Origin of the sequence: Allonocardiopsis opalescens (assembly GCF_003002095.1) — a bacterium.
Taxonomy (GTDB): Bacteria; Actinomycetota; Actinomycetes; order Streptosporangiales; family Streptosporangiaceae; genus Allonocardiopsis; species Allonocardiopsis opalescens.
This window is the reverse complement of sequence record NZ_PVZC01000001.1, coordinates 1,120,666-1,142,352: the sequence shown is the minus strand read 5'-3', so window position 1 is coordinate 1,142,352 and position 21,687 is coordinate 1,120,666. Positions and strand designations below refer to the sequence as shown.

The 21,687-nt window shown below is 75.2% G+C and carries 23 protein-coding genes; 8 read left to right on the top strand and 15 right to left on the bottom strand.

Annotated features, from left to right (window positions below; genetic code table 11):
* Positions 1-62 precede the first annotated feature (62 nt).
* Positions 63-1,268 (top strand): PLP-dependent cysteine synthase family protein, encoded by a 1,206-nt coding sequence (locus CLV72_RS04640; protein ID WP_106239720.1) that lies wholly within the window; start codon positions 63-65, stop codon positions 1,266-1,268.
* Positions 1,269-1,330: 62 nt separating this feature from the next.
* Here CLV72_RS04640 and CLV72_RS04635 read toward each other — a convergent pair whose 3' ends face one another.
* Both CLV72_RS04635 and CLV72_RS04630 read right to left on the bottom strand, forming a co-directional pair.
* Positions 1,331-2,095: an SDR family NAD(P)-dependent oxidoreductase gene (locus CLV72_RS04635; RefSeq protein WP_106239717.1), complete on the bottom strand. Its 765-nt coding sequence runs from the start codon at positions 2,093-2,095 to the stop codon at positions 1,331-1,333.
* 55 nt (positions 2,096-2,150) lie between these two features.
* Positions 2,151-2,618 (bottom strand): MarR family winged helix-turn-helix transcriptional regulator, encoded by a 468-nt coding sequence (locus CLV72_RS04630; RefSeq protein WP_106239713.1) that lies wholly within the window; start codon positions 2,616-2,618, stop codon positions 2,151-2,153.
* 248 nt (positions 2,619-2,866) lie between these two features.
* Between CLV72_RS04630 and CLV72_RS04625 the strand changes: the two genes are divergently transcribed.
* From CLV72_RS04625 to CLV72_RS04610, 4 genes are all read left to right on the top strand, one after another.
* Positions 2,867-3,547: a GAP family protein gene (locus tag CLV72_RS04625; protein WP_106239710.1), complete on the top strand. Its 681-nt coding sequence runs from the start codon at positions 2,867-2,869 to the stop codon at positions 3,545-3,547.
* 116 nt (positions 3,548-3,663) lie between these two features.
* Entirely contained in the window at positions 3,664-4,692 is a 1,029-nt protein-coding gene (locus tag CLV72_RS04620; protein ID WP_245929858.1) for a zinc-binding alcohol dehydrogenase family protein, read from the top strand.
* Positions 4,693-4,744: 52 nt separating this feature from the next.
* Positions 4,745-5,512, top strand: coding sequence for an SAM-dependent methyltransferase (locus CLV72_RS04615; protein ID WP_245929857.1), 768 nt, complete (start codon positions 4,745-4,747; stop codon positions 5,510-5,512).
* Positions 5,513-5,664: 152 nt separating this feature from the next.
* Positions 5,665-6,321: an HNH endonuclease family protein gene (locus CLV72_RS04610; RefSeq protein ID WP_106239706.1), complete on the top strand. Its 657-nt coding sequence runs from the start codon at positions 5,665-5,667 to the stop codon at positions 6,319-6,321.
* Positions 6,322-6,391: 70 nt separating this feature from the next.
* On the opposite strand, the gene CLV72_RS33555 is transcribed toward CLV72_RS04610, so the two are convergent.
* The 5 genes from CLV72_RS33555 to CLV72_RS04585 all read right to left on the bottom strand — a co-directional run bounded on the left by CLV72_RS33555 (position 6,392) and on the right by CLV72_RS04585 (position 10,366).
* Positions 6,392-7,354, bottom strand: a complete 963-nt coding sequence (locus tag CLV72_RS33555) for an SRPBCC domain-containing protein (protein WP_211302693.1) — start codon at positions 7,352-7,354, stop codon at positions 6,392-6,394.
* Positions 7,351-7,695, bottom strand: a complete 345-nt coding sequence (locus CLV72_RS04600) for an ArsR/SmtB family transcription factor (protein ID WP_106239703.1) — start codon at positions 7,693-7,695, stop codon at positions 7,351-7,353. Before CLV72_RS04600 ends, CLV72_RS33555 begins: the two co-directional genes overlap by 4 nt.
* Before the next feature lie 60 nt (positions 7,696-7,755).
* A complete protein-coding gene (locus tag CLV72_RS04595; protein ID WP_106239699.1) occupies positions 7,756-9,018 on the bottom strand; it encodes an RNA polymerase sigma factor in 1,263 nt (420 codons plus the stop codon).
* Positions 9,019-9,063: 45 nt separating this feature from the next.
* Complete coding sequence (locus tag CLV72_RS04590) at positions 9,064-9,462, bottom strand: VOC family protein (RefSeq protein WP_342755648.1); 399 nt, start codon at positions 9,460-9,462, stop codon at positions 9,064-9,066.
* Between the two features lie 184 nt (positions 9,463-9,646).
* Entirely contained in the window at positions 9,647-10,366 is a 720-nt protein-coding gene (locus CLV72_RS04585; RefSeq protein WP_106239696.1) for a DUF5919 domain-containing protein, read from the bottom strand.
* Positions 10,367-10,525: 159 nt separating this feature from the next.
* Between CLV72_RS04585 and CLV72_RS31665 the strand changes: the two genes are divergently transcribed.
* Entirely contained in the window at positions 10,526-10,744 is a 219-nt protein-coding gene (locus CLV72_RS31665; RefSeq protein WP_146159334.1) for a hypothetical protein, read from the top strand.
* Positions 10,745-10,842: 98 nt separating this feature from the next.
* Entirely contained in the window at positions 10,843-11,199 is a 357-nt protein-coding gene (locus CLV72_RS04580) for a YciI family protein (RefSeq protein WP_245929926.1), read from the top strand.
* A 13-nt stretch (positions 11,200-11,212) separates the two neighbouring features.
* On the opposite strand, the gene CLV72_RS04575 is transcribed toward CLV72_RS04580, so the two are convergent.
* The 4 genes from CLV72_RS04575 to CLV72_RS04560 form a co-directional block, all read right to left on the bottom strand.
* Complete coding sequence (locus CLV72_RS04575) at positions 11,213-12,382, bottom strand: aromatic ring-hydroxylating oxygenase subunit alpha (protein WP_106239689.1); 1,170 nt, start codon at positions 12,380-12,382, stop codon at positions 11,213-11,215.
* On the bottom strand, positions 12,379-13,545 hold the full coding sequence (gene solA / locus CLV72_RS04570) for an N-methyl-L-tryptophan oxidase (protein WP_106239685.1): 1,167 nt from the start codon (positions 13,543-13,545) through the stop codon (positions 12,379-12,381). The genes CLV72_RS04575 and solA overlap by 4 nt, the downstream gene beginning before the upstream one ends.
* A 63-nt stretch (positions 13,546-13,608) precedes the next feature.
* Entirely contained in the window at positions 13,609-16,098 is a 2,490-nt protein-coding gene (locus tag CLV72_RS04565; protein WP_106239680.1) for a GcvT family protein, read from the bottom strand.
* A 245-nt stretch (positions 16,099-16,343) separates the two neighbouring features.
* Positions 16,344-17,123, bottom strand: coding sequence for an IclR family transcriptional regulator (locus CLV72_RS04560; protein WP_106239676.1), 780 nt, complete (start codon positions 17,121-17,123; stop codon positions 16,344-16,346).
* Between the two features lie 168 nt (positions 17,124-17,291).
* On the opposite strand from CLV72_RS04560, the gene CLV72_RS04555 reads away from it, so the two are divergent.
* Positions 17,292-17,612 carry a bifunctional 3-phenylpropionate/cinnamic acid dioxygenase ferredoxin subunit gene (locus CLV72_RS04555; RefSeq protein WP_106239672.1) on the top strand — a complete coding sequence of 107 codons (321 nt, stop codon included), beginning with the start codon at positions 17,292-17,294 and terminating at the stop codon, positions 17,610-17,612.
* Positions 17,613-17,624: 12 nt separating this feature from the next.
* On the opposite strand, the gene CLV72_RS04550 is transcribed toward CLV72_RS04555, so the two are convergent.
* From CLV72_RS04550 to CLV72_RS04535, 4 genes are read right to left on the bottom strand one after another with little or no spacing between them, the layout of a single operon-like run.
* Positions 17,625-19,127, bottom strand: coding sequence for a tripartite tricarboxylate transporter permease (locus CLV72_RS04550; protein ID WP_106239669.1), 1,503 nt, complete (start codon positions 19,125-19,127; stop codon positions 17,625-17,627).
* 1 nt (position 19,128) lies between these two features.
* Entirely contained in the window at positions 19,129-19,662 is a 534-nt protein-coding gene (locus tag CLV72_RS04545) for a tripartite tricarboxylate transporter TctB family protein (RefSeq protein WP_211302691.1), read from the bottom strand.
* A complete protein-coding gene (locus CLV72_RS32705; protein ID WP_211302690.1) occupies positions 19,659-20,675 on the bottom strand; it encodes a Bug family tripartite tricarboxylate transporter substrate binding protein in 1,017 nt (338 codons plus the stop codon). The genes CLV72_RS04545 and CLV72_RS32705 overlap by 4 nt, the downstream gene beginning before the upstream one ends.
* On the bottom strand, positions 20,672-21,595 hold the full coding sequence (locus CLV72_RS04535) for an alpha/beta hydrolase family protein (RefSeq protein ID WP_211302689.1): 924 nt from the start codon (positions 21,593-21,595) through the stop codon (positions 20,672-20,674). Before CLV72_RS04535 ends, CLV72_RS32705 begins: the two co-directional genes overlap by 4 nt.
* Positions 21,596-21,687 lie beyond the last annotated feature (92 nt).

The window sequence follows — 21,687 nt, the reverse complement described above, 5'->3', positions numbered from 1 at the left end:
CAGCGGCGCCATTTGCCCGGACCGGGCCTCCCTCGGCCGCAGCCGTGAGTACGCTCCGAGCCATGACCACTACACAGAGTGAAGCGACTGTGACGACCCGTATCGTCGACCACTTCGACCGGCGGAAGCGGGATTGGGTGGCGGAGGCGATGCGGCGGCTGCACGCCGACGCGACCCGGTCGGCCGACACCCACGTGTTCCAGTTCCCGCTCCCCGCCCAATGGGGCATCGACCTGTACGTCAAGGACGAGTCGGTGCACCCGTCGGGGAGCCTCAAGCACCGGATGGCCCGGGCCCTGTACACCCACGCGCTGTGCACCGGCTGGATCGACCCCGACACGCACGTGTTCGAGGCCAGCTCGGGCTCGACCGCCGTCTCCGAGGCCTACTTCGCGAAGCTGCTCGGGCTGAAGTTCACCGCCGTGGTGCCCAAGAGCACCAGCACCGAGAAGCAAGAGCTGATTAAGTCCTTCGGCGGCGAGGTGCGCCACCCCGGCGAGGACGGCGACATCGAGAAGGAGGCGGCCCGGCTGGCCGCCGAGCACCCCAACGGCCACTTCATGGACCAGTTCACCTACGCCGAGCGCGCCTACGACTACCGCGACGACCACAACCTGGCCGCAACGATCTTCCGGCAGATCGCCGAGGAGCGCCACCCCGAGCCCAAGTGGATCGTGACGGGCGCCGGGACCGGCGGCACCACCGGCACGATCGGCCGCTACCTGCGCTACACCCGCCGCCAGACGCGGGTGTGCGTGGTGGACCCGGAGAACTCCGCCTTCTTCCCCAACTGGGTCCGCAACGAGGGCCGCCCCAAGCACCGCTGGCCCAAGCCCGACCAGTGGATCACGGGCAAGCCGTCGCGCATCGAGGGCATCGGCCGCCCCGCCGTCGAGCCGTCCTTCCTGCCGGCCGTCATCGACCGGATGATCTCGGTGCCCGACGCCGCCTCGATCGCGGCGATGCGGGTACTGCTGGACGCGCTGCGCCACCGCGCCGGGCCGTCCACCGGCACCAACCTGTGGGGCGCGCTGCGCATCATCGCCGAGATGCTGGCCGACGGCGAGCAGGGCAGCGTGGTCATGCTCATGTGCGACCAGGGCGAGCGCTACCTGTCCAGCTACTACAACGACGCCTGGGTCCGCGACACGCTCAGGCTCGACCCCGCCCCCTACCGCACCGCCATCGACGGCTTCCTGTCCACCGGCCGCTGGCACGAGCCCGGCGCGGCGGCGGTCCCCCGCCCGTCCCAGCCGGCGGGCGGCTGAGCGCGGCCCGCTCCCGGTCCGCCGTGCGCGGGCCCCGGCCGGCCGCGCCGGGGCCCGCGCCGTCAGGTCGGGCTGAGGAAGTGGCCGTCGGTGCGGACGGCCTCGCCGGTGGTGTGGGTGTTGGCGGCCGAGCAGAGGAAGACGACCATGGCGGCCACGTCCTCGGGGCGGGAGACGCGGCCGGTCGCGGCGGCGGCCTCGGCCTTGGCCATGAGTCCGGGCGGCATCGCGCGCTCCCCGGGGGTGAAGCCGGGCATCACCACATTGGTGAGGATCCCGGCCGAGGCCAGTTCGCGCGACATCACCCGGGTCAGGCCGTGCAGGCCCGCCTTGGCGGCGACGTAGGAGGCGCTGCCCGGGAAGCCGTCCTCGACCAGGCCGGTGGAGACGTTGACGATCCGCCCCCAGCCCCGGGCGCGCATGTCGCCGACGACGGCGCGGGCCAGCAGGTAGGGGCCGGTCAGATTGGCGGTGACCGAGTCGGTGAAGCGCCGGGGCGGCGCCGTCTCGAAGCGCTCGCCGGGCGCGGGCCGGTCGGGCCAGCGGACCGCGTTGTTGACCAGCACGTCGACCGGCCCGAGCTCGGCGCGGACCTGCTCGACGGCGGCCGCCAGCGACCCGGGCTCGCCGAGGTCGAGCCGCCACGGGACCGCCCGGGCGCCGCGCCGCTCGGCCAGCGCGACGGTCTCGGCGGCGGCCGCCGCGTTGGAGTGGTAGCCGACGGCCACCCTCGCCCGCTCGTCGGCGAAGGCCAGTGCCGTCGCCCTGCCGATGGCGGTGCTCGCGCCGGTGACCAGCACGACCCTGTCCTGGAGTCCCAGTTCCACGTCTTCCTCCGCTTCCTCGTGCTCGCGCCGGCTGAGCCGCCCCGGCCGGGGCGGCTCAGCCGTCCTCGCCGCCGGGGCCGCCGCTGCCGAAGGCCGTCCGGACGGCGGCCAGCAGGCGCACCAGTTCGCGGGCCTCGGCCGGATCGAGCCCGGCGGTGGCGCGCCGGTCGGTCTCGGTCCAGGCGGCCTCGACCGCCGCGACGGCGGCGGCGCCGCGGCCGGTCAGGTGCAGGCGGGTCACCCGCCGGTCGGCGGGGTCGGCCTCGCGCCGGACGAAGCCGGACCGCTCCATCCGGGCCAGCGCCCTGGCCATGGTGGGCTGCTCGATGCCGATCCGCCGGGCGAGGTCGGCCTGGGTGGTGCCGGGGTTGCGGTGGACATCAACGATGATCAGCTCCTGGCCCAGGTAGAGGCCGAGTCCGGCCATCCGCCGCTGGAGCTCCACCCGGTGCGCCTTGGTGGCCATCGCGAGCGCGTACCCGACGGGCCCGGCGGCGGCCGCCGCCTCGCGCCCGCCGGTCACACCGCCGCCCGGCCGCCGGCCGCGGGGGCGGCGCGCACCTCGATCATATCCATAGTCGGCTATCTTATAGCCGACTATGGACTACGACGGCCGCCCCGCGAACCCGTCCGGTCCGCCCGGCCGGGCCTCCACCGCGCCGCCGCCCGCTCTTTACCCGCCGCAGGGCGGCGGCTGGCGGTCCGCTTGCACCGCTCGGACGATCATGGAGGTCGCCCGCCGTAGTGCCTGGCGCACCGGGAGGAGCCGCCATGCCGAGCGCCATCGCCGAACTGCTGCCCTTCACCTTCGGGCTGATCGCCTCCCCGCTGCCGGCCGTGGCGGTGATCGTGCTGCTGATGGCGCGCGACGGCCTGGTCAGGGCCGGGGTGTTCATCCTGAGCTGGGTGGTCGTCGCCTTCGTGATCGCCTGGGCGGTCTCGCTGATCACCGGCGACTCGGTCCGGTCGGGCGGGGTGCCGCCCGACTGGACCGGCTGGCTGCGGGTGCTGATCGGCACCGCCATGCTGGTCTTCGCCGGGCTGGCGGTGCACCGGCACATCACCCGCGAGCCCGACGCGCCGCGCCGCCCGCCCCGGTGGCTGTCGGCCGCCGAGACGATGGACACCCTCGACGTCATCGGGCTCGCGGTCGCGCTCTCCGTCCTCAACCCCACCACGGTGCCGCTGCTGCTGGGCGCCGGAGCCGCCATCGGCGACCTCGGCCTGGGCACGGCGGCGAACGCGGGCGCCGCCCTGGTCTTCGCGGTCGTCGGCGCCGCCGGGCTGCTCCTTGCGCTCGGCGCGGCCGTCGGCAGCGGCGAGCACGGCCGCCGCGGGCTGGAGCGGGCCCGCGCCTGGCTGCTCGACCACGACGACGTGGTGAGCGTGACGATGCTGTTCGTCTTCGGCGGCCTGATCCTCGCCCGAGGGCTGGGCGTCCTGGCCGACTGAGCCGCGCGCTCGCGCCGCGCCTCCGCGCTTTTTGCCGGCGGCCGCCGGGTGCGCGGAGGATGTGAGGGCGCCGCGGGCAGGGGAGCGCGCGGCCGCCCGCCGAGAGGAGAGCCGCCATGGAGGCACCGCCCGCCGAGATGGACGCGTGGACAGTGGTTGAGCCCGGTCCGATCGCGGGCCGCCCGCTGCGGCGGGTCCGGCTACCGGTACCGGTGCCCGGCGAGGGCGAGCTGCTGATCGAGGTCGAGGTCTGCGCGGTGTGCCGGACGGACCTGCACCTGGCAGAGGGCGACCTGCCGCCCAGGGCGCCGGGGCGGGTGCCCGGCCACGAGGCCGTCGGACGGGTGGCCGCCGGCGGGCCGGGCACCGCCACGCCGCCCGGCACCCGGGTGGGCGCGGCGTGGCTCCGCTCCACCTGCGGGCGCTGCCGGTACTGCCGCCGCGGCGCCGAGAACCTCTGCCCGCACTCCACCTACACCGGCTGGGACGCCGACGGCGGCTACGCGCAGTACCTGGTGGCCAGGGAGGACTACGTCTACCGGCTGCCCGAGGACGCCCCGGCCGCCGCGCTCGCGCCGCTGCTGTGCGCCGGGCTGATCGGCTACCGCGCGCTGCGCCGGTCGGAGCTGCCGGCAGGCGGGCGGCTCGGCATCTACGGCTTCGGCGCCTCGGCGCACCTCACCGCCCAGGTGGCCCTGGCCGAGGGCGCCACCGTGCACGTCCTCACCCGCTCGCCCGCCGCCCGCGAGCTGGCGCTGGCGCTCGGCGCCGCCTCGGCCGGCGGCGCCTTCGACGCCCCGCCGGAGCCGCTGGACGCCGCGATCCTGTTCGCCCCGGTCGGTGACCTCGTCCCGCCCGCGCTGCGCGCCCTGGACCGGGGCGGCACCCTGGCCGTGGCCGGCATCCACCTCAGCGACGTCCCGGGCCTGGACTACCAGCGGCACCTCTTCCAGGAGCGCACCCTGCGCAGCGTCACGGCCAACACCCGCGCGGACGGCCGCGCCTTCTTCGCCTTCGCCGCCGCCCACCCGCTCGCCGTCACCGTCGCCGACTACCCCTTCGACCGCGCCGACCAGGCCCTGGCCGACCTGGCCGCCGACCGCGTCAACGGCGCCGCCGTCCTGCACATGACGCCCCCCGGCTGAGCCGTCCGGGCGGTGCGCGCCGCCGCGCGGCGGCACCCTAGGCTTGCACGCCGTGTCCCAAGCGCACGGGGAACCGCCCCGCCTCACCCGGCTCGACTTCCACGGCCCGCTCTCGGCGGACCGCGCCGCGCGGATGGTCGAGCGGCTGGCGCGCACCGCGCCCCGCACCGTGGCCGACATCGGCTGCGGCTGGGGCGAGCTGATGCTGCGCCTCCTGGCCGCCGTACCCGAAGCCACCGGCCTCGGGATCGACCTGCGCGAGGACGACCTCGCCCGGGGGCGCGCGCTCGCCGAGCGGCGCGGGCTCGGCGCGCGGGCGGTGTTCAGCCGCGGCCCGGCCGCCGCCACCGCGCTCGAACCGGCCGACGTGGTGCTCTGCCTGGGCGCGAGCCACGCGCTCAGCGACGCCGCCCCGCCGCAGCACACGGCCGGGGCGCTGCGGGCGCTGCGCCGCCTGGTCAGGCCCGGCGGCCGCGTCCTGTTCGGCGAGGGTTTCTGGGAGCGGACGCCCACCGCCGGCGAACTGGCCGCGATGTGGCCCGGCGCCACCGCCGAGGACCACCTCGACCTGGCCGGACTGGTCGACGCCGCCGCGGCGGCCGGCTTCCGGCCCGAGTGGATCGAGCGGGCGGGCCGCGACGAGTGGGACGCCTTCGAGTCCGGCTACCTCGCCGGCGTGGAGGAGTGGCTGGCCGCCGATCCCGCCCGCCCCGGCGCGGCCGAGGCGCGCGAGCGCGCCGACCGGCACCGCTCGTCCTGGCTGCGCGGCTACCGCGACGTGCTCGGCATGGCCTACCTCACCCTGGTCCCCGCCGGCTGAGCGCGGCCCGGGCCGGCCGCCGCCGCCCGGACGGAGCAGGTCCGGGCGAAGCGGTGCGACTCGCCCCGCCACCGCGGCCGCCTCCCACGGCCGGCGCCGCCGCCCTGCTAGAGAACATCCCGGCAGACGGCGATGACGCGGATGGAGGCGGTATGCGCAGGACAGCGGCGGTGGCCGGGGCGGTACTGGCGGGGGCGGCGGCGTGGGCGGTGCCGCTCGCGGCGCCCGCCGCGGCGGCGGAGACGATCCCCCTGCACCAGGCGGTGGAGCGGGTCCCCGAGGCGGCCGAGGACCGCACCGGCTACGACCGCGACCAGTTCCGGCACTGGATCGACGCCGACCGCGACGGGTGCAGCACCCGGGCCGAGGTGCTGATCGACGAGGCCGTCACCCCGCCGGAGATCTCCGGGCGGTGCACCGTCGGCACCGGCGAGTGGTTCTCCTACTACGACGGCGAGACCTGGACCGCCCCGCTCGACCTGGACATCGACCACATGGTGCCGCTGGCCGAGGCCTGGGACTCCGGCGCCTCGCAGTGGACGGCCGCGCAGCGGCGCGACTACGCCAACGACCTGGGCGACGAGCGCGCCCTGGTGGCCGTCACCGACAACGTCAACCAGGGCAAGGCCGACCAGGACCCGGCGGAGTGGCTGCCGCCGGTGGAGGAGGTGCGCTGCCGGTACCTGACGGAGTGGGTCGCGGTGAAGCTGCGCTGGGGCCTGACGGCCGACCAGGCCGAGCGCATGGCGCTGGCCGCCCAGGCGGCCCGCTGCCCCAACGACCTGCTCAGCTACGAGCCGGCGGTCTGAGCCGCGCGCCCGCCCCGGCACGCCGCCCCGGGACGTGCCGGGGGCGGCGTGCCGGGCCGCCCGGCGGCCCTCAGGCCAGCCGCTCGGCGTAGAAGGCGGTCAGCTCGGCCTCGCGGTCCTCCGGCCAGGGGCAGCGGATCACGCCCCGGGTGGCGGCGAAGAAGCTCTCCAGGTGGATGTGCCAGCGGGCCAGCGCCGCCGCGCGCAGCCCGGCGAGGTGCGCCGGCACCGTCTGGGTCAGCACCACATGGGTGCCGACCGCGGGGTCGTGCCCGAACTCCCAGCGCACCCGGCCCGCGGCCGTGCCGTCCGCACCGGTCCACTCGTACTCCAGCACCCGGGGCGCCTCGGCGGCGGTGACCCGCCCGGCCGCCTCGGTGTCGTTGACGGCGCGCAGCGGCGGTTCGCCGCCCACCCGGGGCTCCGCGCCCTCCACCAGCAGCGACCACGCCTGGTCCAGCGGGATCCAGATGAGGTCGCGGACGAAGCGCAGTTCGAAGCCGCCGTCGACGGCCCGGCTCTCACCGCGGTCGATCCCGAACTCGCGGACGTAGCGCTCGATCGCGGCCAGCATGTCGCCGGGCTCCGCCGGCTCGCGCCCGGCCAGCCGGTCCGCCAGCGCGTCCAGGCAGGTGTCCCAGCCCGCGGCCGCGCGGCCCGCCGCCAGCCGGCCCAGGAAGCCGCCGCCGACGTCCTGGCGGAACACCAGCAGGCAGCCGTCGCCGTCGGGGCTGAGCTCGATGGTGACCACGTCGTCGCTCCAGCGGAAGGAGATGCGGCGCGGCGGGTCGTACTCCAGCAGCTCGCCGCGGGTGTTGGGGTCGTCGGGGTCCGCCTCCTCGCCTGGGAAGGCGAAGCGCACCGCGGAGCCGACGACGGGCTCGTACACCACCTCCGCCGGGAACCAGTGCGCCAGCTCGTCCGGTTCGGTGACCACCCGCCACACCTTCTCGACCGGATGGGCCAGCCGCCGCTCGATGCGCAGCTGCGCGATCCCGTCGGCCTCGGTCAGCCGTGCCTGTGACTCGTTCACCGGGTCCCCTCTCCCGTGTCCTGCCGCTCGGTCCGGTCCGGCATCTGGTCGAGGCGCCGTTCGAGCGCGTCCAGGCTCGCCTCCCACAGCCCCCGGTAAGGCGCGAGCCAGACGTCGATCTCGACCAGCGGTGCCGGGCTGAGCCGGTACCACCGGCGCTGCGCGTCCTGGCGCACCTCGACCAGCCCGGCCTCGCGCAGCACCTTCAGGTGCTTGGAGACCGTCGGCTGGGTCAGGCCGAGCCGGTCGACCAGCGCGCCCACCGGCTGCTCGCCCTCGCGGAGCAGGTCCAGGATCTCCCGGCGCCTCGGCTCGGCCAGCACCTCGAATGTCGATGCCATATGGGCAATATAGCCGCTAAGGCATGTTCGCTGTCAAGAAGGCCGCCGGACGGGCCGCGCTCAGTCCAGCCGCGCCGCCCGCGCGGCGAGGTAGTCGCGCTCGGGCGCACTGCCGGTGCGCTCGGCCGCGCGCCGGTAGGCGGCGCGGGCGGCGTCGGTCTCGCCCGCCCGCTCCAGCAGGTGGGCGCGGACGGCGTCCAGCCGGTGGTGCCCGGCGATCCGCTCGTCGCCGTCCAGGGCGGCCAGCGCCGCCAGGCCCGCGTCCGGGCCGTGCACCTCGGCCAGCGCCGCCGCCCGGTTCAGGGTGACCATCGGATTGGGCTCGATGCGTTCGAGCAGGTCGTACAGGGCGAGGATCTGCGGCCAGTCGGTGCCGGCCGCGTCGGGCGCCTCGTCGTGCACGGCGGCGATGGCCGCCTGGAGCTGGTACGGGCCCAGCTCGGCGCGCGACAGCGCACCGGTGACCAGTGCGACGCCCTCGGCGATCGCGGCGCGGTCCCAGCGGCCGCGGTCCTGCTCGGCCAGCGGCACCAGCTCCCCGCGGGGGCCGGTGCGGGCGGCGCGGCGGGCGTCGGTGAGCAGCATCAGCGCCAGCAGCCCGGCCACCTCGCCGTCGTCGGACAGCAGCCGGTGCAGGGTGCGCGCCAGCCGGACCGCCTCGGCGGTGAGGTCGGTGCGGTGCAGCTCAGGCCCTGAACTGGCGGTGTACCCCTCGTTGAAGACCAGGTAGAGCACGTGCAGCACCACCCGGAGCCGGTCGGCCCGCAGCGGTGCGGGCGGCAGCCGGAAGGCCGCGCCCTCGGCCTTGATCCGCTGCTTGGCGCGGCTGATGCGCTGCGCCATCGTCGGCTCGGGCACCAGGAAGGCGCTCGCGATCTGCGCGGTGGTCAGCCCGCCCACGGCGCGCAGCGTCAGCGCCAGCTGCGAGGCGCTGGACAGCGACGGGTGGCAGCACAGGAACAGCAGGGTGAGGGTGTCGTCGGCTGCCGCGCGCTCGGCGTCGGCCGCGGGCGCGGTGCGCTCCTCGAACGGCAGCATGGCCGCGGCCGCCGCCTCGCGGCGCCGCCTGGCCTCCTCGCCGCGCCACTGGTCCACCAGCCGCCGGGAGGCGACCGTGATCAGCCAGCCGCGCGGGCTGTCCGGCAGCCCCTCATGCGGCCACTGCGCCGCGGCGGCCAGCAGCGCCTCCTGCACGGCGTCCTCGCACGCGTCGAAGGCGGCGCCGCCGTGCCGCCGCAGCAGCGCGCCGAGCACCTGCGGCGCCTGCTCGCGCAGCAGCTCCGCCAGTCCGGTATCGGCCGTCACGCGCCCATTGTGGTCCATCGGCGCGGGCGGGGGCGGACCGGCGGCCCGCCCCGCCCGGGGCGCTCAGCCGTCCTGGAGGACGGAGAGGACATTGCCCGCCGGGTCGGTGAACCAGGCGATCGCCGGGCCCTCGCCGCCCCGGTGCACTCCCCTGGCGTCGGCCGCCATCCCCATGCCCTCGTAGCGTTCGAAGCGCACTCCGCGCTCGATGAGCGTGTCGACGGCCGCGTCGATGTCGGCCACCGGGAAGTTGAGCACGGTGAAGCTCGCGGGCCTGTGGTCGGGCTTGGAGTACAGGAAGACCTGGTTGCCGCCCGGGATGTGCAGCAGCAGCATCCCCGGCATCCCGGGCACGTCCGAGACCTCCATCCCGAGCGTCTCGGCGTAGAAGTGCCTGGCCGCCTCCGCGTCGTCGATGGAGAACCCGCTGAAGGGCCTGCTCTGCGCGAACATCGTGGACATGGTCTCGACCTCCGAAAGCTGTCGCGTCCCTCTTAGTGCGCCTGCCCTGGTCGGGCGGCTTTCACAGGACACGTCGGAGCGCGGGCCGCGTTCTCGACACGGGCGGGCGGATCCGGCCGGAATTTCTTTTCGCGCGGCCCGGACGGCCCGGGGCGAGCGGTCCGGCGGAGGGAGCGCTCCCGCGCTAGCCGTCGAAAACGGGCCTGGCCGTCTCCCACAGGCTGTCCACGTGCAGCAGGAAGCGGTCGAACAGGCCGTCGTCCTGGTGGCGGCGCAGGTGCAGCAGCGGCGACTCGTGCCCGGCCAGCGCGGCCAGGTGCGGGGTCACGAACATCTCGTCGTCGAAGCGGAAGACCGACAGCGACAGGTGCCCGTCGGAGTGGCGCGCCTCGATGCCCTCGACGTCCCTCAGCTTGGCCAGTTCGTCCAGCGTCACCCGGATGCGGGTGGACACGGTCAGCGCGACGTCCTCGACCCGCTCGCGCTCGCGGGTGGTGCGGCTGTCGGGATCGCCCACCAGGAAGCGCACCCGCGCCCCGCGCTCGGCCTTGCGCCGCAGCGCGCCGCGCAGGTTGGGCTGCTCCAGCCAGAGGAAGTAGTTGGTGTACCCGCCGAAGACCAGCTCGGAGTCGGCATTGGTGATCAGCTTCCGCCAACTGGACTTGGGGCAGGCCGACCGGTACGGGTAGACGGCGACGACCTCGCGGTCCGCACCGGTCTTGAACGTGGTTCGCACGGTCTCGGGCCACAACACGTCGACCTCCACCCCCAGCGCGTCCGCGGCGGCCCACCGGTGGCGCGGGTGCGGCCGCCGCCTCTCCGACGTTACCCAGCGCTGAACGGACTTCACGTCGACGCCCACCGCCTCGGCAAGCTGCTGGTCCGTCATCCGCGCTTCCATCATCGCTCGCCTGAGCGCCTCATTCGCCACAATTGTCCACCTGCCTGGGGCGACCGCTGTCCGATGGTGTTGGACGGTGTTGGACGAATTTAGTGGCAAAACGTCCGCAACGTCCTCGGATCGGAGTACCAGCGTCCGCACCCGGACCCGAACCTGGTAGGCATGGACGCTTCCGTACTCAGCGAAGACGAAGAGCGCCGCGCGCTCTTACAGGCCCTCCACCCCGGCTGGCGGATCTGGCGGGCGATGAACGGCGACCGCGAGGGCGCGTGGTGCGCCACCAACCGGCAGCCCGCCAACGGCTACGCGCGCACCCTGGTGGAGGACACCGCCGACGCGCTGGAGGCGCGGCTGGCCGCTCCGCCGCGCGGGATCGACTGACCCGCGCGCCGGACCGGGCCGGGTGTCGGCGCCCCCGCCTAGACTGGCCGGCCTGGACCGCCATCGAGCACGACCGACGGGGGCAGGCCGTGAAGTACATGCTGATGATCTACAGCGATCCCGAGCGGCCGTGGACCGGCTCCGAGGACGACCGCGCGGAGCTGCGCGAGCTGTTCGCGCTCCGGGAGCGGCTGGCCGCCACCGGCGAGCTGATCGCCTCCGACGCGCTGACCGAGCCGGCCCAGGCCAGGACGGTACGGGTGCGCGGCGGCTCCGTCGCGGTCACCGACGGCCCCTTCGCCGAGGTCAAGGAGCACCTGGCCGGGTACTTCCTGGTCGACTGCGCGAGCCTGGACCGGGCGCTGGAGATCGCGGCGCTCACTCCGGTGGCGCGGCGCTCCGCCATGGAGGTGCGGCCGATCCTGGACGAGGCGGTGATGCGGCGCGAGCTGTGAGGGCTCGGGCCGCTCAGCCGTCCCCGGCCTCGGCGCCGTCCGCGCCGAGGGCGGCGCCGACCCAGCGGTGGAACTCGGCGATGTGGTGCTCGCTGGGCACCAGCACCCCGCCACGCCGGTAGCCGCGCGAGGCCATCGCCGGCTGGCAGCGCTCGCAGGCGGCGAAGTCCTGCTCGTTGACCCGGTGGAACAGCTCCACCGAGCGCGACAGGTCCCCGCCGCCCTCGACCACCTCGGGGCGGTACAGCCAGTCGCACTCCACCACCGTGCGGTCCACCGCCATCGGGTACATCCGGTGCACGATCACGTGGTCGGGCACCAGGTTGAGGAAGAGCTGCGGCCGGACGGTCACCGCGTAGTAGCGCCGGTCCTGGTCCTCGGTGAGCCCGTCGAGGCGGCCGAAGCCGGCGGCGCCGTCCACGGTGAAGCCGTCGACCTCCGCGCCGAAGGCGGCGCCGTGGCCCACGTAGTACTGGGCGGCGTAGCCGTCGGCGAACTCCGGCAGCACCTCGGTCAGCTCGGGGTGGATCGTGGCGCAGTGGTAGCACTCCATGAAGTTCTCCACGATCAGCTTCCAGTTGGCCCGCACGTCGTAGCGGATGCGCCGCCCCAGCGCCAAGCCCTCGACGCCGTAGCGGCCGACCGCCTCGGCGTCGCCCAGCCGCTCGGTCACCGCCGCCACCACGGTGTCCTCGAAGGACGGCGGCCGCTCGGCCAGGCAGACCCACAGGTAGCCCAGCCACTCCCGCAGGTGCACGCCTATCAGGCCGTAGGCGTCGCGGTCCACGTCGGGCATCCGGGCCAGGTTCGGCGCGGCGACCAGCCGCCCGTCCAGGCCGTAGGTCCACGCGTGGTAGGCGCACTGGAAGGCGCGCCGCACCGTGCCCGCCTCCTCCGTGCACAGCCGGGCGCCCCGGTGCCGGCAGACGTTGAGGAAGGCGCGCGGCTCCCCGGCCCGGTCGCGGGTGAGGATCACGCTCTCCGCGCCGACCTGCGCGGTGCGGAAGGAGCCCGGACCGGCCAGGTCGGCGGCGCGGGCGGCGCAGAACCACATGCGGTGGAAGATGCGCTCGCGCTCCCGTTCGAACAGGCCGGGATCGGTGTAGGCCCGCCCGGGGAGGGTCGGGACGAGGGTCGCGGGGCCGTCGGAGCCGGGGAGTCCGGAAAGTTCGGTGGCGGTCATGTCCTCACCTCGCGCCGGGGGTCGAACAGGTCGATGGGCAGGGCCGTGCCGCCGTCCAGGGCGAGGTCGGCCAGGATCTCGCCGACCACGGGGACGAACTTGAAGCCGTGCCCGGAGAAGCCGCACGCCACCGTCACCCCGGCGTGCCGGGGGTGGGCGGCGATCACGAAGTGCTCGTCGGGGGTGCAGGTGTACATGCAGGCGGCGCCGCGCAGGTAGCGGCCGGGCGCGTCGGGCACCCGCTCGGCCAGGTGCTCGGCGATGGCGCGCACCTCCTCGGGCCGGATGGTGCGGTCGAGCGTGTCGGGCTCGCACGGCTCGCCCCGGCGGAAGAAGGCCGTCTTCACGCCGCCGTCGGGGCCGTCGATGGCGGGGAAGCCGTAGACCTGCGTGCCGTCGGCCGACTCCCAGATGTAGATGGGCTGGCGGTCCGGGGCGAAGGCGGCGGTGCCGCCGCGCGGCGCGAACCAGTACTGCACCTGGCGCTCGACGGTGAGCGGCACGCCCAGGTCGGCCAGCAGCCGGGGCGCCCACGCCCCCGGGCAGACCACCAGCCGGCCGGCGGTGTAGCGGCCGCTCGCGGTCAGCACCTCGGCGCCGCCGCCGGGCAGCGGCCGCCAGGAGGTGACGGGCTCCTCGAAGCGCAGCTCGGCGCCGGCCCGCGCGGCGAGCCGGAGGTTGGCGGCGACCGTCGCCTCGGGCCGGACGAAGCCGGCCCGCTCCTCGTACAGCGCGACGTCGCCGGGGCCGGGCGCCATGGTGGGGAAGCGGCGGCGGATCTCCGCGGCGGACAGCATCTCGTGCGGCAGGTCCCACTCGCGCGCCGAGCGCAGGCTGCCCGCGACGGCGGTGCTCTCCGGCGGGCCGATCATCAGCCCGCCGGTCAGGGTGATCAGGTCGGCGCCGCTGTCGCGCTCCAGGCCGGCCCACAGCTCGTAGGCGCGCAGCAGCAGCGGCACGTAGGCGGGGTCCTCGAAGTAGGACTGCCGGATGATCCGGCTGCCGCCGTGGCTGGAGCCCCGGTCGTGCGCCGGGCCGAAGGCGTCCAGGCCGAGCACCCGCGCGCCCCTGGCGGCCAGGCTCCGCGCCGCCGCGCTCCCCATGCCGCCGAGTCCGATCACGGCGACGTCGTGGCTCCCGCTGGTGGCGGCACTGCTGGGCATGGCGGTGGTCCCCTCTCGGTTCGGCATCGTGGCGGCGATCCGCCGCGGCGGCGCGCGGCGGCCTCAGCGGCGCAGCCGCGCCATCTCGGGGTCGACCAGTACGTCCGCCGCCACGGTGGCCGCCACCTCGCGGTCGAAGTAGCGGACCCGCACGGGTGTGCCCGGCGCGGCCGGCCCGGCGGGCAACCACGCGTAGGCGACGGTCGCCCCGATGGTGTAACCGTAGGACGCGCTGGTCACGTACCCGACGGCCTCCCCCGCGCCGCCGGCGTAGACCGGCTCGCCGCCCATCAGCAGGCTCGCGCCGTCGTCGGCGGTGAGGGTGGCCAGCCGCCGCGCGGGCTCCCGCCCGGCCCGCTCCAGCAGGGCGGCGCGTCCGACGAAGTCGCCCTTGTCCATCCGGACGGCGAAGCCCAGCCCCGCCTCGAAGGGGTCGTGCTCGGTGGTCATGTCGGTGCCGGCCGCCCGGTAGCCCTTCTCCAGCCGCAGGCTGGTGAAGGCCGAGCGCCCCGCGGCCACCGCGCCCAGCGGGCGGCCCGCCTCCCACAGCAGGTCCCACAGGCGCAGGCCCAGGTCGGCGCTGGTGTACAGCTCCCAGCCCAGCTCCCCGACGTAGGAGACCCGCAGCGCCGTGACCGGCACCTCGCCGAGGAAGGTCTCGCGGGCCTTGAAGTAGCCGAAGCCCTGGTGGGAGAAGTCGCCGTCGGCCAGCGGCGCCACCAGCTCGCGGGCGAGCGGCCCCCACACGCCCACGCAGCAGCCGCCCGCGGTGGCGTCGCGCAGCGCCACGGAGCCGTCGGCGGGCAGGTGCGCGCGCAGCCACGCCTCGTCCTGGGGCCCGTTCGCGCCGACCTGGAAGCGGTCGCCGGCCAGCCGCGCCACGGTGAGGTCGGAGCGCCCCCCGCCGCCCGGGTCCAGCAGCAGCGTGTAGGTGACCGTCCCCGGCGGGCGGTCCAGCCGGTTGGTGGTCATCCGGTCCAGGAAGTCCAGCGCGCCGGGGCCGGTGAGCTCCAGGCGGCGCAGCGGCGTCATGTCGTACAGGGCGACGCCGGTGCGGGTGGCGCGGGCCTCGGCCGCGGCAGCGGGCGACCAGTACCGGGCCGACCAGGCGTCGCGCTCGGGCAGGTCCAGGCCCTCGGCCAGCGGCGCGTTCGCCTCGAACCAGTGCGGGCGCTCCCAGCCGCCCGCTTCCAGGAAGAACGCGCCCAGCTCCTCCTGGCGCCGGTGCCACGGGCTTACCCGCAGCGGGCGGGGCCGCTCGATCGGCTGCAGCGGGTGGGCGATGTCATAGACCTCGACGAAGTTCCGGGCGGCGCGCTCGGCCACGTAGCGGGGGGCGCGCTGGGCCGCCTCGAAGCGGCTCGGGTCGCACGCGTGCAGGTCCACGCTGGAGCGCCCGTCGACCAGCGATTCCGCCACCGCCCGCGCCGCACCGGCCGAGTGGGTGACCCACACGGCCTCGGCCAGCCAAAATCCGGGCAGCTCGGGCGCCTCGCCGAGCAGCGGAAGGCCGTCGGGGGTGAAGGAGAAGATCCCGTTGATGCCCTCCTCGGCCTTGGCCCCGGCCAGCGCGGGCAGCAGCGCGACCGCGTCCGCCCAGGCGGGCGCGAAGTCGTCCTCGGTGAACGGCAGCACCGAGGGCATCGCGCCGCCGGGCTCGGAGTCGGGGTCGGGGTAGGCGAGCGTCGCGAGGTCCACCGGCATCGGCCGGTGCGCGTAGCTGCCGATGCCGAGCCGGTCGCCGTGCTCGCGGACGTAGAGGTCGGCGTCCTGGTGCCGCAGGATGGGCCGGGGTCCTCCGGCGCCGCCGAGGCCGGGCAGCCGGGTGGTGGTGGCGTACTGGTGGGCCAGCGGCAGCAGCGGCACGGACACCCCGGCGAGGCGGCCCAGCTCCGGGCCCCAGAACCCGGCGGCCGAGACCACCACCTCGGCCGGGACCTCGCCCCGGTCGGTGGTCACCCCGGTGACGCGCCCGCCGGCGCGGGTCAGCCCGGTCACCGCGCACCGGCCGCGGAACACGGCGCCGCGCGCCGCGGCCCGCCGGGCCTGGGCCTCGGCCGCGCGCACCGCGTCGGCCAGCCCGTCGCCGGGGGTGTGGAAGCCGCCGAGCACGGCGCCGGGGTCCAGCAGCGGCCAGAGCCGGGCGCACTCCTCGGGGCCCACCACCTCGCCGCGCACCCCGGAGGCGGCGGCGAGGCCGGCCCTGCGGTGCAGCTCGGCCAGCCGCTCGGGCGTGGTGGCCACCTCCAGGCCGCCCACCGGGCGGTGGCAGGGCCGCCCGTCCAGGCTCAGACCGCCGTACTTGCGCACGGTGTAGGCGGCGAAGGCTGTCATCGTCCGGGACGGGTTGGTCTGGAAGACCAGGCCGGGGGCGTGCGAGCTGGAGCCGCCGGTGGTGTAGAGCGGCCCGCGGTCCAGCACGGTGACGCGGGTCCAGCCCCGGGCGGTCAGCTCGTCGGCGAGGGCGCAGCCGACGATACCGGCGCCGACGATGACGACGCGGGGACCTGCGGCGGTGGAGTCGTGGGACGGGTGCGGGCCTGGGACGCTCATACCGGCTCTGCCTCGCTTCGCTCGGCGGCCGCCGAGCCGGTCCCTCCGGAGGCGGACGCCGTTGATCGTTGCGCATGACGCGATGCGTTGCGCGATGCTCAACAATGTGCGATCGCTTCCGGGCGTCGTCAAGCCCCCGCGGCGTTAATCATTGTTACGCCACCGTGACCGTGACTTCCGGATGGAACGGGCCGTTCCGGGCTGCCGGACGGTCCGGACGCGAACGCGGAGCGGACCGGAGCCCGTCAGCCGAAGCCCATCCGGCGCGAGACCTCGTCGGCCGCCTCGGCCGTGCGCGCGGCGACGGCGGGCAGCCGCTCACCGGTCAGCCGGAAGGCCGGGCCCGAGACGCTGAGCGCCGCGATCACCGATCCGTTGAAGGAGCGCACCGGCGCGGCCACCGAGTTGAGCCCCACCTCCAGCTCCTCCTCGCAGGTGGCGTAGCCGCGCTCGACCACCGCGACCAGCTCCTCGCGCAGCCGGGCGGCCGAGGTGAGGGTGTGCTCGGTGTGCCGCGGCAGCCGTCTGGGCAGCAGGTTCCTGCGCTGGTCGGGCGGCATGAAGGCCAGCAGGACCTTGCCAGAGGAGGTGGCGTGCAGCGGGGTGCGCCGCCCCACCCAGTTGTAGCCGGTGATCGCGGCCGCGCCGATGGTCTGCACCACGTTCACCGCGCCGTCGCCGTCGGCGATCGCGATGTTGACGGTCTCGCCCAGCTCCTCGGCCAGCCGCTCGCAGACCGGCTGCCCCTCCTGCACGATGTCGAGCTGGGCGGCGGTGGCCCCGGCCAGCCGGACGATGCCGAGGCCGAGCTGGTACTTGCCGCGCTCCTCGGCCTGCTCGACCAGGCCGCGGTTCTCCAGCACGTCGAGCAGCCGGAACGCGGTGGACTTGTGCACGCCCAACTCCACCGCGATCTCGGTGACGCCGGCCGCGCCGTGCCTGGCCAGGATCTCCAGCACGCTCACCGCCCGATCGACCGACTGTACCGAGGACACGTTGATATGGCGGTTCGTGCTGTTGGCCATGATCCCACGGTATCCACTGAGCGCCGGGGCTAACCCGCGCCCGTCCCGGCGCCCAGGCGTTTCCCAGCGTTTACAGCGTCCCCCTTGACGGCGCGCCGGACCGGACCGACCATCGAATCTGTTGCGCATCAAGCATTGTGTTTCGCATTAAGCAACAGCGGAGGCGTGATGATCTACGCGTGCCGTCTCAGCGAGCTGCCGCCCGGCGAGGCCGTGCGGATCATCGTCGGCGAGGTCCCCATCGCGGTCTTCAACGCCGACGGCTCGCTCTACGCGATCGACGACACCTGCACTCACCAGGACGCCTCGCTGTCCGACGGCTGGCTGGAGGGCTGCCTGGTGGAGTGCCCCCTGCACGGCGCGTCCTTCGACCTGCGCACCGGGCTGCCCGCGGGGCTGCCCGCCCGGCGGCCGGTGCGCACCCACGCCGTCACCGTGCGCGACGGCGCCGTCTACGTGCACGCCCCGGCCGCCGAGGAGGTCGCCTGAGCGCCCTCCTCGTCACTCCGCCACCGGCACGGTGATGCCGGCCCGGCGGCGCAGCACGGCGGGCAGCACCAGCATCAGCGCCGCCGCCACCAGGATGGCGGCCGAGATCGGCCGGGTGGCGAAGACGGTCCAGTCGCCCTCGCTGAAGGCCAGCGCCTGCCGGAAGTGGGTCTCCAGCAGCGGGCCGAGGATCGCGCCGAGCACCAGCGGTCCGATCGGGTAGCCGGTCCGGCGCAGCCAGAAGCCGAGCGCACCGAAGACCAGGCCCAGCGCCATCCCGAACACGCTCTGGGTGGCCGCGTAGGCGCCCAGCGCCGCCACCACCAGGATCGCCGGCACCAGCAGCTCGCGCGGCACGCTCAGCAGCCGCACCCACAGCCGCACCAGCGGCAGGTTCAGCACCAGCAGCATCACATTGCCGATGTAGAGGCTGGCGATCAGCGTCCACACCAGCACGGGCTGGTCGTCGAAGAGCGTCGGCCCCGGCTGCACGTTGTAGACCTGGAAGGCCATCAGCAGCACCGCCGCCGTCGCCGAGGTGGGGATGCCCAGCGTCAGCAGCGGCACCAGCACACCGGAGAAGGCGGCGTTGTTGGCCGCCTCGGGCCCGGCCACCCCCTCGATCGCGCCCTTGCCGAACTCCTCCTTGCGCTTGGACAGCCGCCGCTCCACCGCGTAGCTGAGGAAGGTGGGAATCTCCGCCCCGCCGGCCGGCAGCGAGCCGATCGGCAGCCCGATCGCGGTACCGCGCAGCCACGGCCGCCACGACCGGCTCCACTCCTCGCGGTTCATCCAGACCCGGCCGCGCACCGGCACGATCTCCTCGGGGCGGTGCCGCAGCCGCCCGGCCGAGTACAGCGCCTCCCCGATCGCGAACAGGCCGACGGCCACGATGATCAGGTCGATCCCGCCGTACAGGCGCGGCAGCTCGAAGGTGTAGCGGGCCTGGCCGGTGAGCGAGTCGATGCCCACCAGCCCGATAGCCAGCCCGAGGAACAGGCTGGCCAGCCCGCGCACCACCGAGTTGCCCACCAGCGAGGTGACCGTGACGAAGGCGAGCACCATGATCGCGAAGTACTCGGCCGGCTGGATCATCTTGCCCACCTCGGCCATGGCCGGGCCGAGGAAGGTGATCGCCACCGTGGAGATGGTGCCGGCCACGAAGGAGCCGATCGCGGCGGTGGCCAGCGCCGCGCCGCCCCGGCCCTTCTTCGCCATCGGGTACCCGTCGAGCGTGGTGGGCACCGACGCGGACTCACCGGGCACGTTCAGCAGGATCGCGGTGGTCGAGCCGCCGTACATGCCGCCGTAGTAGATGCCGGCGAACATCACCAGCGCGCCGACCGGGTCGAAGACGAAGGTCAGCGGCAGCAGCAGCGCGACCGTGGTGGCCGGGCCCAGGCCCGGCAGCACCCCGACCAGGGTGCCGATCGTGACGCCGAGCAGGGCCAGCAGCACATTGCGCAGCAGCAGCGCGGTGCTGAACCCCTCGGCCAGGTTCGAGAGCACGTCCACGTCAGAAGGCCAATCTGATGTAGCCGGGCGGCAGGCTCACGCCGAGCACCCGGTCGAACAGGAAGTAGAGCGCCAGCGCCAGGACCAGGCCGACGAGCGCGTCGCGCACCGGCCGGCGGCTGCCCAGGACGCGCGCCGCCACCACCAGGAAGACCGCGCTGGTCTGCCAGAAGCCCAGCGGCACCAGCAGCGCCGCGTAGCCGGCCAGCGCCGCGGCGAGCGCGCCCACCGTGGGCCAGTGGGTGACGGCCGCCTCCTCCCGCGCCTGGTCCAGCTGCGCGGTGTCGGAGCGGCGCAGCACCGCGAGCAGGTTCAGCACGCCGACGACCAGCGCGCCCGCTCCGACCAGCACCGGGAAGGCGCCGGCGCCGACGGCCTGGTAGGCGGCGCTCTCGGGGATCATGAAGGCGCCGGCCAGCACCACCGCGCCGACGGCGGTCACCAGCACCCCGGTGGCCAGCGGCGCCACCGCGAGGGGCGGGCGGGCCGGCGCGTCCGGTCCGCGCCCGGTCGTGCCGCCGTCCTCGGCGCTCACTGGGCCAGCCCCAGCTCGGTCAGCAGTTCGGTCACGTTGCGCTCGTGCTCCTCGATCAGCGCGGCGAACTCCTCGCCGGGCAGCCACTCGTCGGCCCAGTCGTTGCGCCGCAGGCTCTCCTGCCAGCAGGGCGTCTCGCGCATCCGCCCCATCAGCCCGATGACGGCCTCGCGCTCGGGCTCGGAGATCCCGGCCGGCGCCATCACGCCGCCCACCGAGGCGACGTCGATATGGCCCAGGCCCAGCTCGTCCAGGGTGGGGACGCCGATCTCCGCGGCCGTCGCCGGGTCGCCCCCGGCCGCCAGCGCCCGCAGCTCACCCGCCTCGATCTGCGGCCGCACCTCCACCAGCGTGGAGACGGCGGCGGTCGCCGTCCCGCTGACCAGCAGGTTCAGCACCTCTCCGCCGCCGCCGGTGGCGACGTAGTTGAGCTGGTCGACCGGGATGCCCAGCTCCATGGCGAGCAGCCCGACCAGGATGTGGTCGGGGCCGCCCAGGCTGCCGCCGACCCAGGAGGTGCCGCGCGGATCGGCGCGGAAGCCCTCGTTCAGCTCCTCCAGGCTCCGGTACGGCGAGTCGGCGGGCACCACGACCACGCTGGAGCTGACGGTGAGCCCGGCGATCGGCGTCACGTCGTCCAGGCTCACCGGGGAGTGGTTGCCGACGATGCCGCCGAGCATGGTGATGGTGTCCATCACCATCAGCTCGTGCGGGTCGCCGGTGTTGCTGGAGAACTGCGCCAGGCCGATCGTGCCGCCCGCGCCCGGGGTGTTGCGCACGGTCACCGAGCGGTCGATCAGCCCGCAGTCGGTGAGGGCGGCGCCGATGGAGCGCGCCCGGGTGTCCCAGCCGCCGCCGGTGCTGCCCGGCGCGAGGATGGTCAGGTTCCTGTCGGGGTACTCCGCCGCCGTGCGCGTCTCGTCCGGCGGCCCGACGGCGCACCCCGACAGCGCGAGGACTGCGGCAGCGGGCGCGGCGAGCGCGGCGAGCAGCACCGGCCGGGCGCGGCTCACCGCCCCGCCCCCCGGTCCGCGGCGGCCAGCAGCGGGCCGAAGAAGTCCCAGACCGCGCCGAGCACGCCCATCCCGTCGTGGGCGACGCCCTCGACCAGGTCGAAGCGGACCGCGATGCCGTGCGCCTCGAAGTTGTCCCGCAGCGTGCGCAGCCGCTCGATCCGGGTGGCGCCGTACTCCTCCTGGCCCGGCATCCAGTTGGAGTGGCCCGGGTTGGTGATCTCCCAGGTCTCCACGTCCTCGGCGCCCACGACCATCTGCACCGGCACCCCGGCCAGCAGCTCGGGGCGGGGCGCGTCGCCCAGCTCCTGTTCGGCGCCGCCGAGCCCCAGCCACCAGGGCCGGTCGCGGTCGATCAGCGTCACCCGGCCGGGCGCGCCGATGGAGATCCCGGCCAGCCGGTCGGGGTGCAGGTAGCCGAAGCGGTGGGTGAACTGGCCGCCGCCGGAGAAGCCGTGCAGCCAGAAGCGCTCGGTGCGCACGTCGAAGCGCTCGCCGACCTCGGCGACGATGTCCAGCAGCGCCAGGTCGTAGCGGAGTCCGCCGGCCCGCAGGAACTTGAAGGCGTGCAGGTCGCCGGGGGCGTGGATGCCGGCGGGGAACAGCGGGGCGAGCACGGTCGCGCCGTGGCGCTCGGCGAAGCCGGCGAAGGCGTCGCGGTAGGCGGCGGCGGTGCGCCCGGTGCCGTGCTGGACGACGACGAGCGGGCGCGGCCCGCCGCCGGGCGGGGACGCCTGCGGCACGTACAGGGCGTAGGACAGCCGCTGGTCGTAGCGCGAGGCGAAGAAGGGGGTCGCCCCGGCGAAGTAGAAGTCCTGCGGGTCCTTGGGTCCGTGCCGCGCGGGGCGGTCGGCGGTGGTCATCGGGTGGCTCGCGATCATGTGGGCGGAGGGCGGCTCGGGCGGCCGCCCGCAGGTCACGCGCCATCCTGCGAACGTTCACCCGCCGATTCAAGGATGTTGACGCCAACGCGGTAACCGTCGGGGCCGCCCGGACGGCCCGCCGCTAGCCT